The organism is Ruegeria sp. BC5 (assembly GCF_056539205.1).
In genome coordinates this window covers 94,835-108,048 of record NZ_JBQFUN010000007.1, presented here as the reverse complement: position 1 = coordinate 108,048, position 13,214 = coordinate 94,835, and the positions used below count along the sequence as shown (strand labels likewise).

Here is a 13,214-nt window from a genome sequence, read left to right as displayed (position 1 = left end):
CCTCCTACTCAAAAAAATGAATTGATTTTATCAATCCGATGAAAAAATAGTATCGCCATGCAATTCAAAGCAATCGAGACCTTTCTATGCGTGGCCGAGACCGGGGGCTTCCATGCCGCCGCGCGTAAACTGAACGTGACACAAACCGCTGTCAGCGCCCGTATCCGGCTGATCGAAGAAGAAACCGGCAAGGCGTTGTTCACCCGCGGTGCAGGCGGCACCAGCCTGACTGAATTCGGGCAACAGTTCCGACCATATGCCGAACAGATGCTGTCGCTTTGGTCATTTGCATCGCGCGAGCTGCCAGCCCAAACGCAGAACCGGATCGCGCTGCGTCTTGGTGCGCAACTGAGCATCTGGGACCCGCTGCTTGTCGATCTGGCCGTTCAGTTCGAACAGCGCCTCGGGCAACTTTTGCTGACGTTGAACTATGACCACGATCTGAGCATGGTCGACGCGGTCGCCACCCATGTTCTGGACGCCGCATTGACCCACGAAACACCCAACGATCCGCGCGTGCAATCGCACGAGTTAAACCCCGAACGCCTGTTGCTTGTCAAAACTCCGGAAACGGACAATCCAGTTTTCGTCAATCTGGAACTGGGCGAGGTCTATCAGGACCACGTCCGTTCGGCTGCGCGGCAGGCCACGGGGCAAACGGTGTTTCTGGGCAATTGCCTGATGGCCCTGCGCTATGTCCTGCGGCGGGGCGGAACCGGGTATTTCCCGGAATACGTCATCCGAGATCATCTGTCCGCGGGTCAACTGACCCCTGTGGCCGGGGCCATTGACCTGCTGCTGCCGCTGCATCTGGTGACCCGCCGTGACAGCACAACCAGCGACGATGTCCTGACCTGCCTGACCGAGCTGCGCGCAGCCTAGGCCTGAGAGATCGCGCTCGAGGCATCTCTGTGGCGCCTGCGCAGCAACGGCCGCCCGGCAACCAGCAAAAACAGACAGGCGACCGCGATGCCGATGACCGCCGGCAGATACAACAGTATCCACAATTTCGGTTCTTCGATTACAACGGGTGAAACAAAGCCCCGCACGCCTTCCAGCACGACCAGAATCGAAAACGCCCCCAGGATCTGCGGCCACAGACCAAATCGCGAAAAGCTACCCAACATCAACGTGGCATACCCGGCCATTGCCACGGCGATACAAATGGCAACCCACGAAAACCGCTGATGCAATTCGTCAACCAATTCCCCGACGGGAAAGCCTTCGGCCGTACTGATGGCAGCGCGGTCTCGCAAAAGTTCAATGGTGGGGATGGCTTCGAGACTGCGCTCGGCCATGACATTCGAATTCGTCAGTGCGGAAATGTCATATGAGGCGTCCTCGAACAGCGTCGAGGACAAGGTTCTGCCCTCCTGATCCAAACGCAACGCGATCCCGTCCAACATCACCAAGTGGATCCCAGATTCATTGTTGACCAAATAGGCCGTTTTTGAGGAATAGCTGACCGGGTTCAGCGCATCTCGCCGATCTGATACGAAGACCTCAGACAGCGTGCCGTCCAGGTCAATCTTGCCGATATAGACAGTAACGCCAAAGGCGGGATGCAGGAATTCGCCCTCGTTCAGCAATTGCGCGGTGACGTCCCCTGCTACTTCGGCCTGGCGCTGTTCAAGCTGTTCGACCGATGCGGGGCGCAAAAAGACGCTGATGACTGCCATCATCAGCCCGGTCACCAACCCAAACAGGAATACCGCACGGGCCAGCCGCCATGGGCTGGAACCGGTGGCCAGCATCACCGTCATCTCGCTTTCGCGGCTCAGCCGGTTGGTGGCATAAACAGCGGCGGCAAACACCGCCATCGGCATCACCGTGCGGATCAGCGTTGGCAATGTCAGCGCCGAGAATTCCAGAAACACCATGGCCGATTGGCCACCGCTGATGACTCGGTCAAACAGGCTAACCGATCGGGTGATCCAGAACACACCGACCAGAACCAAGGTGAAAAAGCCGAACAGAATCAGCAATTGCCGCAGGAAATATCCATCAAAGCGCGACATGGGTCCTCTTACGTGTGTTCGTGGTGGTCGGACATTATGTCATTCCGTCGCTGTAGGAAACCGGGATTGGCCAATTGTCACCACCACGAAAAGCGCGGCAATGGCCTGGCTTGCTGAACCCAAGACTGTGGCGTGGCCGATTCAAGCGGACTATGCCTCTGTAAACTATTATATTCGGATCAAGGTGTGTCCTCCTTACCCGCCCATCCCGCTGTATCTCGGCGTTGTGTATCTACCTCTTCGAATTCCTGCTAAACGAAAACAAAACAAAAAAACATCCTTGAGCAGACGAGCAGATGAGAGGTCTAACCGCAGCGTTGGCAGTGCTCTTGACTATGAGCACGCCATTGGCATCGAAAGAAATACAGGTTGGCAATGATCCAGGCGGGCGGATTCTGGACCGCAAGGTTCAGATCGAAATCGCCAATAGGACCAACGCGCGCATACACATTGTCGGGGATTACTGTAACTCCAGCTGCACCATGCTGTTGGGGGCAGACGATGTGTGTGTATCCTCCGAAACGCTTTTCGGGTTTCACGGCCCGTACCGTGTAAACCGGACAAAGATGACCGAAAAGGAATTCGACCAGAAAAGCACTTCGCTTGCCACGTACTACCCGCGACCGATAAGAAACTGGTTCATGTCCAAGGCAAGGTTTGTGGGCCCGGATGAGTTTCTGTATGTGTCCGGTGAATATCTGATAAGCATCGGCGTGCAAGAGTGCGCGTAAAACTTCTGCAGGCTGTCACTTCTCACAACAGCCCATATGCAGGTCGCACGACTTTTGCGCATCCATTGAAACAGCGATTTGAGTGGAATGGCAGGGGCAGCAGGGTTCGAACCCGCGACCTACGGTTTTGGAGACCGTCGCTCTACCAACTGAGCTATACCCCTAAGGTGGGCCTCAGATATGCCAGCCGCGCGACGGACTCAAGAGGCTTTTTCAGATTCCGCGCGACAATTGCATTCGACAAACAAGTTGCGTGCAGCGTTGAGTTCTATAAGACACGGTTTGGTCAGTACGAGGGACCCCATCCGTGAGTATCCGCAAAAAGATCGCCGACAGCGAAGCCGTTCTGAACTGGGCTGCGCGCCGCATCGCAAGCTATATCCGGATGGTCAATCGCAACACCAAATGGCAACGCATCGGGTACGACGAACTGGACCATCTGGTCGAACAGGGTGAGCCGGTGATCGTGGTGCTGTGGCACCAAAGGCTGGCGCAATCCCCTTATTTCTTTCCTTTGGAAAAAGGGCCGATCTGTTCGATCACCTCATCCGCAAGAGCGGGTAGTATGGTGGGCCGAGTGCAGAAACTGTTCGGCATGGATACCATCGCCATGACCAGCAAAAACGCAAATAACATTGCGATATCGCGCCAAGTGATCGGCAAGATTAAGCAGGGCATTTCCATAGGCATCGCCGCGGACGGTCCGCGCGGTCCCGAACGGGTACTGTCCACTGTGCCTCTGGTCTGGGCGCGCACCTCGGGCAAGCGGGTGTTCGGCATCACCTTTTCGGCAGAACATGGCCGCGAGGCGGGGACATGGGATCGCCTTTTGATGCCGCGCCCCTGGCGGAATAAGGGTGTCTTTCTGTGCCGGGAATGGACTGAAACCGTGCCGCGGAAAGCGTCCGAAGAACAGATCGAAACCCTGCGCCAAAGCCTTGAGCAGCACATGAACGACATCACCGCCGAAGCCGACCGCATGGTCGGGCGCGAACCGTGGTCGCCTAAGGGTTAGCCGCCCCTCAGCCGTTGCATCAGATAGATTTCGCTGCCTTCGGGGATCGGTTCGGTTAACCCGCTGGCGATAACCCGCCCGTCGATGGCGATGGACACCCCCGCATCAATCGGGGCCTGCAATTGCGGATGGATCTTCACCAATTCTCGCAGCAACTCGCCTGTGGTCTTGGCCTCAACCTCCACCACCTGCTGGCCCCCGGTCAGTGACCGGAGGCTGGACCAGAGGTGAACCTCAACCATTGTCCTTTAGCGCCGCCAGAATGCGGGGCGGTGACATCGGCAGTTGCTTCATCCGAACGCCCGCCGCATGCGACACCGCATTTGCGATGGCGGCCAAAGGTGGCACGATGCCCGTCTCACCCACACCACGCACGCCAAACGGATGGCCAGGGTTGGGCACTTCGACAATCACCGTGTCGATCATCGGCAAGTCACTGGCGACAGGAATACGGTAATCCAGGAAGATCGAGTTCTGCAGGCGGCCATCCTCGCCATAGATATATTCCTCGTTCAGTGCCCAGCCGATGCCTTGCGCGGCACCGCCCTGATACTGGCCTTCCACATAGGTAGGATGGATCGCCTTACCCGCGTCCTGAATGACCGTATAGCGGGTAATCGCAGTCTTGCCTGTTTCCGGATCGACCTCAGCATCAACGATATGGGTGCCAAAGGATACGCCTGCGCCTTCTGGCGTGGCCTCGAAATGGCCCGAGATAGGCCCGCCGGTTTGACCCATGTGGGCGGTGATATCGGCCAGTGGGCGCGGGTCGAAATCACCCGCGTTTGGACCCGAAGGTACAGCGCAGCCGTTTTCCCATTTCACCGCATCCGCCGGAATTCCCCAGCTGGCGGCAGCTCGTTCGCACAGCTTTTCAACCGCGTGTTTTGCTGCCTTGATGGTTGCCAAGCCGCTTGCATAGGTCACGCGCGAACCATGCGAAACGTCGTTATACCCCAGCGTCGCAGTATCGGCGACGGTCACACGGATGTTCTCATACGGAATGCCCAGAACCTCGGCCGCCATCAGCGCCATTGACGCGCGTGAGCCGCCGATATCGGGCGTGCCCACCATCAACTGTGCCGAGCCATCCTCGGACAGCGCCAGCGAAACCGACGTTTCACCCCCGTGGTTGAACCAGAACCCGCAGGAAATCCCACGACCCTGCCCCGGCTTCAGCGGGGCTGAGTAATGCGGGTGGGCCTTCGCGGCCTCAAGCGTTTCCACCAAACCGATCCGCTCATACGTCGGGCCATAGCTGGCTTTGGTGCCTTCATGGGCGGCGTTTTTTAGACGAACTTCGATCGGATCGAGGCCCAGCTTCTTACACAGCTCGTCAATCACCGATTCAACCGCAAAAGCCCCCATCGGCGCACCCGGCGCGCGGTAAGCGGCCTGTTTCGGGCGGTTGGCCATCACGTCATACCCAATCTGGCTGACATTGGTCAGGTTATAGGGTGCAAAGGCACACATGGCGGTCATGTCACCCGGGGCGCCCGGAAACGCCCCGCCCTGCAGGCGGAACACGCCTTGGGCTGCCGAGATGGTGCCATCCTTCTTCATCCCGATCTTGATATCCATCGACGCCGAGGATGTCGGGCCAGTGGCCCGGAACACCTCGGACCGGGTCATCACCAGCTTAACCGGGCGGTTCGCCTTGCGGCTCAGTGCCAGCGCGACAGGTTCGATGAAGACTGTGGTTTTACCGCCAAAACCACCACCAATCTCGGACGCAGTCACGCGCAGTTGCGAGGTTTCGATACCCAATAGCGCCGCGCAGGTCTTTTGCGCGATCCAGTGGCCTTGAGTGGTACACCACAGCTCACCCTTGCCGTCGTTGCCCAACATGCCCAAACAGGCATGCGGCTCGATGTACCCCTGATGGGTCGCCTCGGTGACAAAGCTGTCTTCGATGATCAAGTCAGCTTCGGCAAAGCCAGCTTCTACATCGCCGTGCCCGCTTTCGTGGTACCGCACGACGTTTGGGTGCATCCCCTCGGGTACGGAATAATCCGCAGCACCCTCGCGTAAGACCGGCGCATCCGGCTCCATCGCTTTGTCTACGTCGGTGACGTGCGGCAGCACCTCGTATTCAACCTCGATCAGCTTGAGCGCATCGCGCGCCGCCAAAGCCGAGGTCGCCGCCACAGCCGCAACTGCGTGCCCGTCATAGAGCGCCTTTTCACCCGCCATGACGTTTTCCAGAACATTCCAGAATTCACCCTCAAGGCCGGGTTTGAACGGCACTTCGGCAAAATCCGCGCGGGTGACGACGGCTTTGACATCCTTGTGCGCTTCGGCCTGCGAGGTGTCGATCTTCACAATCCGTGCGTGGGCGTGGGGCGAACGCAGGATCGCGCCGTGCAGCATGCCTGGCGCAGAAACATCCGCCCCGAACTTGGCGCGACCAGTGACCTTGTCCAGGCCATCGGGCCGATCCGGGCGCGTGCCGACGAAGGTGAATTGCGTTTTACGATCGTCGAGTGCCATTATGAAGCCTCCCGCAGTTCTTCGGCCGTTTCCATCACGGCGCGAATGATCTTGTCATACCCAGTGCAGCGGCACAGGTTGCCTGCCAGCCAGTACCGGGCCTCTTCCTCGGTCGGGTTGGGGTTCTTCTCCAGCAGCGATTTGGCCGCGACCAAAATGCCCGGCGTGCAGATACCACATTGCAGGGCGGCATGTTCGATGAATTTCTTCTGCAGCGGATGCAGAACGTCACCTTCCGCGATGCCTTCGACGGTTTCGATCTGCTTGCCATCGGCCTCGACCCCTAACATCAGACAGGAACAGACCAAACGGCCATCAACCGTGACCGAGCATGCGCCGCAATCGCCCGTACCACAGCCTTCTTTCGCACCAGTCAGGTTCAGCTTGTCGCGCAGACAATCCAGCAGGGTTTCGCGCGGATCGCAAAGGTAATCGACCGCGTCACCATTCACGGTGGTGGATACGTGGAACTTGCTCATGCTTCCTCTCCCTTGGCGCGGGCATAGGCGATTTTCGCGGCGCGCTTGGCCAGAACGCCGACGACCTCGGTACGGAATTCGATAGTGCCGCGTTTGTCGTCAATCGGGTTGCAGGCGGCGGATGCCGCAGCGGCCAGTGCGTCCAATGAAGCGTCGTCCAGCGCGCTGCCGATGATGGCCTTGGCACAGTCCTCAACCAGCAGCACGGTCGGCGCGACAGCGCCCAATGATACGCGCGCCTCGGTGACGGTGTCCCCGTCCAGACGCAGGCTGACGCCAACGCCAACCACGGCAATGTCCATCTCAGTGCGCGGGATAAAGCGCAGGTATGCGTCGCCGCCATTGTCGCCCCGTGCGGGGATGTGGACGGCCGAGATCAACTCGCCCTTGCCCAGCGACGTTCTACCGGGTCCGGTTGGGATGTCTTCGACCGCTACCTCACGGTCGCCATCCGGGCCGGTCACCGTGACCGTGACACCCGCCGCAACCATGGCAGGCACCGAATCCGCCGCCGGAGAGCCGTTGCACAGGTTGCCGGTCAGCGTCGCGCGCCCCTGAACCTGGGTCGAGCCGATCAGATCCATCGCCTCGACCACGCCGGGCCAGTCGCGACCCAGTTCCAGATGTTCGCTCATCTCGGCGCCAGTGGCAGCGACGCCCAGCGTCCAACTGCCGTCGGCGTTGCTGTTGATATCGCGCACGCCGTCGATCTTCTTTATGTCGATCAGCGTATCGGGCGTCACAAGTTCTGATCGCAGTTGCACCAGAACATCGGTGCCACCTGCCAGAAACCGTGTGATGCCCGTCGCGTTTGCGGCCAGTGCCGAAGCTTCGGCAAAGCTGGCGGGGCTGTGATAATCCATGAAATACCTCGCACCTGTTGATCAGGATTCACTGGGTTCAGAGGGGACGTTAGTGCAGCAGCATGGCCGCGTCCATGGCAGGAGCGACCAAATTTCATGTTACCCGATGTCGTTTCCAGACCTGAGGTCAGAGGTCGATCTCGATCACACCGTCTGGCTGCGCCGCGCGACTTTGGCACAGGATCATCGCATCCGCGCGTTGCTGGTTCGACAGAACGAAATCGCGATGTTCAATGTCTCCCGAAATCACACCGCATTTGCAGACCCCACATATGCCGTCTGAGCATTTGACGTCCACGTGAATCCCCGCCTCGGTCAACACCTGTGCGGCGTCCTTTTCCACAGGTACGATCAATTCCCGACCCGATTTTGCCAGCCGTAAGGTGAACGGATGGTTTTCATATTCAGGCTGTTCAGGGACCGAGAAATACTCCAGATGCCGCGCGTCCTCAGGGAAGCCCTGCGCCTCGGCCGCTTGTATCACACTGTCCATGTAGCGGTCCGGCCCACAGGTATAAACGTGCCAACCCGGTTGGTAGCCTGACAGAACCGCATCCAGATCGGCGCGGGTGCCTTCGTCCGAGAAATGAAAATGTACATGTTCCGCCCAGGGCATCGCCGCCAAATCGTCCAGAAACCCCGCACTGGCGCGGGTTCTGGCTGAATAATGCAGCGCGAACGGCTTGCCCAGCGCGTGCAGGCGGTGGGCAAAGGCGATCATGGGGGTAATGCCAATCCCGCCGCCCATCAAAAAGGTCTTGGTGGCCGTCTCATCCAATTCGAAATGGTTGATCGGTTTTGAGATGAACACCTTGCGCCCTTCGTTAAAGATGCGGTGCAAAAGGGCTGAGCCGCCGCGCCCGTCATCCTCGCGCAGCACTCCGATTTGATAGGAGGACCGGTCAGACGGATCGCCAGACATAGAATACTGCCGCAGGAATTCCGGCGCGACCAGCACGTCCAAATGCGCCCCTGCGGTCCAGTCGGGCAAGGGCGCGCCGTCGATGGCCGCAAATTCGTACTTGGTCACATCCGCCGTCATCTTGTCGACTTTGGTCAGCTCAACCCGCATCACTGGCGCGTCGCCCGCAATAGTGTAGCGGTGGATTACCGACATATCACCGGCCGCTTTGCGGGCCTTGTATTCCTCAGCCGTGACCATCGCCTGATAGGCGGCAATCCCGGCTTCGCGATCCATAGCAAAGGGATAGGGCCACGGGTGCGGCGCCAGATAGGCGGGGTAGACGGCCAACGTCTGATCTTCGTATTTCAAGTCAAGGTCTGTTTGCAGACCACGCCGGTTCAGCGGGTGAGCGGTGGGGCGATAGGCACCATCAGTCTGCAGTTCGATATTCCACCACCACTTCTTGACGTCGTTCAAACCGCCATTTCCGACCGCATCATCCAGCTTTGCCAAAACAGCTGCGGCCTGAGGCAGGTTGATCGCGGCCCAGCGAAAGGGGCGCTCCTGGAAAATACCCTCAAGGTTCCATGGACAGGTTTTCATGCACCGTCCGCACATGGCCCCACCGGACGTGCCGATCCGGTACGTGGCACATTTCTGGCTGTCGGATTTCCAGATTTCATAGCCGTTGAACATCAGCTTCGGCCCGGCCGTGATCGCCCCCGAAGGACATTCACGCGCGCATTTGTTGCATGCCTCGCAAAAGCTCTGCAGACCGAAATCGATGGGCTTGTCGTGGCTAATCGGCATATCCGTTGTCACCACACCGGACTTCAGGCGCGGACCCAGATAGGGGTTCAGGATCACCTCTCCGATCCGACTGACCTCACCCAGACCAGACAGAAGCAACAGCGGCGGTTGCAGCACTTCGCCGTCCATGACGGTATGCGCCTTGGCCTTGTATCCGAGGTTACGGATTTGCTGCGCAATCACGCCGCCAAGAAGGGAAAACCGCAAGTAAGCCCGCATGGACTGGCTGACCGCGATCCAGTCGTCACCACTGGACCCTTCCATGGTTTCACGCCCCTGGTCGATGATCATACTGATCGCCTGATCATGCGGGGGGTTGATTTCCTCTCCAGCAGCGTCGTGGGAATACCAGCTCCATTCAGGGCACCGGCTGAGGCCAACGGCATCGGCACTTAGAAAATAGCTTGCGGCCTTAATATTCGCGGCATTGCGCGCGGCATCGGTAGGCTGCGACACCTCAGCACTTTCACCATCCTGCAAAAGCACGAAGGCCCCAAGCGCCCGGCGCTGCGCAAAGCTGGGGGCAGATTTGCGGACATAATGCCCACCCTTTGCCGCGTCCTGCAGCGGTTTGCCCATATCGCCAAACAACGCACGGGCGAACATGTCAGCACGCTTGGGGACGCGGGCGACATTTTCTTCGTCGATATAAGTGGTAGGGCTCTCAACGCGTTTAAGCTTTTCGAACGGATGTGCGCCGTCCACATAGCGCCGTTTGGCGTAAACGTCGCGGTTCAAGGCGTTCTTGGCAAACCCGGTGCCCAACCACCAGGCCGGACCCTGTGTGTGAAACCACGGCTGTTGCGCCATGGGCATCAGAGGCTGGTCATGCGTGATCTCTAACTCGGTCGTTACGGCGGCCAGACCGAACCGTTTGCCCAACCACGGGGCCACTATGTCGCCACCCTCAACCGTGGCTAGACCCGCCGCTACTGCCAGCCGGCCCAGATCAACCTCGGACGACATCGCGGTATGCGCCCGCGCGTCATAGCCCAGCAGGCGGATGTAATTGGCAATCACCACCGCATTCTCGGTCGCCAGCAGACAGGCGCGATGATCCTGCGCGTCGATGATCCACTCGGCCCCTGGCTCGGTCGGGTCTGGATCACGATTGTGTTCGTACAGAAAAACGATGGCGTGGCGATGCGTTTCCATCGGTTTGGGCGCGGCCTCCATGCTTTCCTTCAGGTCCGCCATGATCAGGTCGATTCCCGAAGCCAACGTCTTGGTCTGTCGCGTCTTCAGCGCATGGGACAACCGGTCGATATCCGGGTTGCGACGTGGCTCAGACAACAACGCCTCAGACGGCAACGGGCCGCAGCCCATCATCGAGGCATCATTGAAATAGCCAAATGCCTTAAGGTGGTTGGCGCGCTCGGACGGGTCCGCCGGAATCTCTGATCTCACCGGATTCACGAACCCGTCGCGGATGGCGTCCATCATCGCCTGAAACTCACCCATCGCGTTGACGATGCTTTCGGGCTGGTCCGGTTGGCGAAATCTCAGCTTTGGCATCGGGGGCACCACAGACAGATCCGGCATCTCGATCTGCCGCTCCAACCGCTCCAGCGGATACCGGCCCATATGGACAGGTCTGTTCTTATCCGAGAAAAAGCGGATTCCCATTGCGCGCCTCCTGTTGCTGACTGTCACCTAATGCGCCGTAGACAGCAAATCCATTCATGAATAGTCATAGATGATATGAGCAAAACTGATTTCACCGATCTGGACGGCAAAGTCTTGCGCACCTTTCTGACGATCCTCGAGGAAAGCTCGGTCTCAAAGGCTGCCGACCGGTTGGGTGTGACGCAATCGGCAATCAGCCACACGCTGGCCAAACTGCGGCAGGTTCTGGGGGATCCGTTGTTCGTGCGCTCGGGTCAGGGCCTGACCCCGACCGAGCGCGCCTTATCGCTGAAAGAGCCGGTACAACAGGTGCTGGACGGCATGCGGGCGCTGACTGACGAGCGTCCGTTTGATCCGCTGGCCGATGAGATCAGCATCCAGATCGCCACCAACGACATGCCGCGCGACCTGATCTTTCCGCCATTGCTGCACGCGCTTCGGGCCGAAGGCGTGCGCCTGCGGCTGGGGTTCATCCCGTCCGGCGTCCCCGACCCCGACCTGCTGCGCAGCGACCGGTGTCAGTTGATGCTGACCCCGCTGCCGCCCGATGGGCCGGATATTTTTCAAAAACGCGTACTGATCAGCCCGCTAATGATTTTCTACGATGCCGATCAGCGCAATCCGCCAGACAGTTGGCAGGCCTATTGCCAGTCTGAGCATATTGAAGTGCGATTTACCGACGGACGCAGTTCCCGCGCTGTGATGCGTGGTGTGGACCAAAGCCAGATCCGGCCACCAACCGTCACCCTGCCGCATTTCCACGCGATTCCGTCCTTTGTGAAGGGCAGCGACCTGATATCGACGGACACTGTGCTGATGAAACACGGGCCGTTGGCGGCACTGGACTGCGCGCCACTGCCGTTCGAGTGCGAGCCGGTCTCGATCTACATGGTCTGGCATCAACGCTCGGCCAATGACCCGGCCCATCGCTGGTTGCGCGCACGGATCGAGGCCATTGCCACGACGCTGCAGAATTGATCACCGGGGCGGTCGCGGATCAGAACCGTGCCTTGATCAGATGCATCAACGTCGCGCCCGTCTCGAAATAAGCACGTCGCAGGGCGGTCCAGCTTTCGCGGTATTCAGGAACCGCAGGCACAGGCAGCAGGCTCGGGTCGTCCTGCAGCAGGCTTTCTGCCATTAAGCGGCCAAAAACCGTACCCGGACCGATGCCCCGTCCAGAATATCCGTGTGCTGAAAGGGCATTGGGACCGATCTGCGTGATCTTGGGGATGTGGTCCGAGGTCATGGCGATGCGCCCATGCCACCCCTCGGTCAACGGCTGATCTGCAAGTTGAGGAAACAACTCGGCCAGTTTGCGCCTGCACCATGCCGCGTGAACCGCCCGGCCCGCCTGCCCCAGATCGCCCATGCCCCCGATGATCAGCCGCCCTTCGGCATCCATACGGAAAGAGGTCATGACCAACCCGGTGTCCCAGCACCCCTCACCCCCCGGCAGAATACTGGCCCGCAGATTGTCCGACAGCGGAGCCGTAAAGAACTGGAAGTAGTAGACCGGAACATAGTCCGGGGCGGTATCTTGAAGACCCTGATGATAGGCATTGGTGGCCTGAATTACCGATTTCGCCCGCACCGAGCCATGCGGGGTTTTCAGCACCCATTGACCATTGTCGTACTTCATCGACTGCACCGGGCATTGGGTGACAATCCGCGCCCCGGCCTCGGCAGCGGCACGAGCCAGACCACGCACATAGCCCAATGGGTGAATCGTCCCCGCACGCGGATCAAACAGCGCGCCATGGAATGCCGCGCTGCCAGTCCGTTGCGTGGCCTGATCGGCGGGCAGCAATTTAACTGGGGCTCCCGTGGCGCTCAACTGGGCGTGACGCCTCTGCAAATCCTGCAGGCCCGAGGCGGAATGCGCGCAGTGTAACGTCCCATTGCGAACAGGATCACAGTCGATGCCATGCCGCTCGATCAGGTCAAACACATCCGCAGGTGCCGCGGCCAAAAGATCGATCAACCGATCCCCGGCCCGCTTGCCCAGATGCGCGCGGATATCCTCGGGCGGCAACCACAGCCCCGCATTCGCCAGACCGACGTTTCGGCCTGAACCGCCGTGGCCAATGCCTTGCGCCTCCAACAGGCAGACCGACGCCCCGGCCTGCGCTGCCGTCAATGCTGCGGAACAGCCAGTATAGCCGCCGCCGATTACGGCCAGATCAACCGTTAGATCACCGCTTAGGGGGCGGTCTTCCACATGCTCGCGGCAGGTTTTCAACCACAGGGATTGGTCGTGGTCACTCACGCTGGGCTC

11 protein-coding genes and 1 tRNA gene are annotated in these 13,214 nt (G+C 59.5%); 4 read left to right on the top strand and 8 right to left on the bottom strand.

Annotated features, from left to right (window positions below; genetic code table 11):
• Positions 1–57 precede the first annotated feature (57 nt).
• Complete coding sequence (locus ACR0LY_RS15720) at positions 58–882, top strand: LysR family transcriptional regulator (RefSeq protein WP_170350865.1); 825 nt, start codon at positions 58–60, stop codon at positions 880–882.
• Here the strand turns inward: ACR0LY_RS15720 and lptF are convergent.
• Complete coding sequence (gene lptF / locus ACR0LY_RS15715) at positions 879–2,018, bottom strand: LPS export ABC transporter permease LptF (RefSeq protein WP_170350864.1); 1,140 nt, start codon at positions 2,016–2,018, stop codon at positions 879–881. The genes ACR0LY_RS15720 and lptF overlap by 4 nt on opposite strands.
• Before the next feature lie 335 nt (positions 2,019–2,353).
• Between lptF and ACR0LY_RS15710 the strand changes: the two genes are divergently transcribed.
• Positions 2,354–2,749 (top strand): hypothetical protein, encoded by a 396-nt coding sequence (locus tag ACR0LY_RS15710; protein WP_170350863.1) that lies wholly within the window; start codon positions 2,354–2,356, stop codon positions 2,747–2,749.
• A gap of 88 nt (positions 2,750–2,837) precedes the next feature.
• On the opposite strand, the gene ACR0LY_RS15705 is transcribed toward ACR0LY_RS15710, so the two are convergent.
• Positions 2,838–2,913, bottom strand: a tRNA-Trp gene (locus tag ACR0LY_RS15705).
• 143 nt (positions 2,914–3,056) lie between these two features.
• Between ACR0LY_RS15705 and ACR0LY_RS15700 the strand changes: the two genes are divergently transcribed.
• Positions 3,057–3,764 (top strand): lysophospholipid acyltransferase family protein, encoded by a 708-nt coding sequence (locus tag ACR0LY_RS15700; RefSeq protein ID WP_170350862.1) that lies wholly within the window; start codon positions 3,057–3,059, stop codon positions 3,762–3,764.
• Here the strand turns inward: ACR0LY_RS15700 and ACR0LY_RS15695 are convergent.
• The 5 genes from ACR0LY_RS15695 to ACR0LY_RS15675 form a co-directional block, all read right to left on the bottom strand.
• Positions 3,761–4,006, bottom strand: a complete 246-nt coding sequence (locus ACR0LY_RS15695; RefSeq protein WP_170350861.1) for a MoaD/ThiS family protein — start codon at positions 4,004–4,006, stop codon at positions 3,761–3,763. The genes ACR0LY_RS15700 and ACR0LY_RS15695 overlap by 4 nt on opposite strands.
• Positions 3,999–6,254, bottom strand: coding sequence for a xanthine dehydrogenase family protein molybdopterin-binding subunit (locus ACR0LY_RS15690; RefSeq protein WP_170350860.1), 2,256 nt, complete (start codon positions 6,252–6,254; stop codon positions 3,999–4,001). The genes ACR0LY_RS15695 and ACR0LY_RS15690 overlap by 8 nt, the downstream gene beginning before the upstream one ends.
• The gene (locus ACR0LY_RS15685) at positions 6,254–6,733 is read right to left on the bottom strand and encodes a (2Fe-2S)-binding protein (protein WP_170350859.1); all 480 of its coding nucleotides are present in this window, start codon (positions 6,731–6,733) and stop codon (positions 6,254–6,256) included. Before ACR0LY_RS15685 ends, ACR0LY_RS15690 begins: the two co-directional genes overlap by 1 nt.
• A complete protein-coding gene (locus ACR0LY_RS15680) occupies positions 6,730–7,596 on the bottom strand; it encodes an FAD binding domain-containing protein (protein WP_170350858.1) in 867 nt (288 codons plus the stop codon). Before ACR0LY_RS15680 ends, ACR0LY_RS15685 begins: the two co-directional genes overlap by 4 nt.
• A gap of 127 nt (positions 7,597–7,723) precedes the next feature.
• On the bottom strand, positions 7,724–10,936 hold the full coding sequence (locus tag ACR0LY_RS15675; RefSeq protein ID WP_170350857.1) for a 2Fe-2S iron-sulfur cluster-binding protein: 3,213 nt from the start codon (positions 10,934–10,936) through the stop codon (positions 7,724–7,726).
• Between the two features lie 75 nt (positions 10,937–11,011).
• Here ACR0LY_RS15675 and ACR0LY_RS15670 point away from each other — a divergent pair, with 75 nt between their 5' ends.
• Complete coding sequence (locus ACR0LY_RS15670) at positions 11,012–11,914, top strand: LysR family transcriptional regulator (RefSeq protein WP_170350856.1); 903 nt, start codon at positions 11,012–11,014, stop codon at positions 11,912–11,914.
• A 19-nt stretch (positions 11,915–11,933) separates the two neighbouring features.
• Here the strand turns inward: ACR0LY_RS15670 and ACR0LY_RS15665 are convergent, their stop codons facing one another.
• Positions 11,934–13,205, bottom strand: coding sequence for an NAD(P)/FAD-dependent oxidoreductase (locus ACR0LY_RS15665; protein ID WP_170350855.1), 1,272 nt, complete (start codon positions 13,203–13,205; stop codon positions 11,934–11,936).
• Positions 13,206–13,214 lie beyond the last annotated feature (9 nt).

Excerpts from the sequence above, each read along its gene's own strand:
- ACR0LY_RS15720 (WP_170350865.1), top strand. The coding sequence starts at position 58 with ATGCAATTCAAAGCAATCGAGACCTTTCTATGCGTGGCCGAGACCGGG.
- lptF (WP_170350864.1), bottom strand. The coding sequence starts at position 2,018 with ATGTCGCGCTTTGATGGATATTTCCTGCGGCAATTGCTGATTCTGTTC.
- ACR0LY_RS15710 (WP_170350863.1), top strand. The coding sequence starts at position 2,354 with ATGAGCACGCCATTGGCATCGAAAGAAATACAGGTTGGCAATGATCCA.
- ACR0LY_RS15695 (WP_170350861.1), bottom strand. The coding sequence starts at position 4,006 with ATGGTTGAGGTTCACCTCTGGTCCAGCCTCCGGTCACTGACCGGGGGC.
- ACR0LY_RS15690 (WP_170350860.1), bottom strand. The coding sequence starts at position 6,254 with ATGGCACTCGACGATCGTAAAACGCAATTCACCTTCGTCGGCACGCGC.
- ACR0LY_RS15685 (WP_170350859.1), bottom strand. The coding sequence starts at position 6,733 with ATGAGCAAGTTCCACGTATCCACCACCGTGAATGGTGACGCGGTCGAT.
- ACR0LY_RS15680 (WP_170350858.1), bottom strand. The coding sequence starts at position 7,596 with ATGGATTATCACAGCCCCGCCAGCTTTGCCGAAGCTTCGGCACTGGCC.
- ACR0LY_RS15675 (WP_170350857.1), bottom strand. The coding sequence starts at position 10,936 with ATGGGAATCCGCTTTTTCTCGGATAAGAACAGACCTGTCCATATGGGC.
- ACR0LY_RS15670 (WP_170350856.1), top strand. The coding sequence starts at position 11,012 with ATGAGCAAAACTGATTTCACCGATCTGGACGGCAAAGTCTTGCGCACC.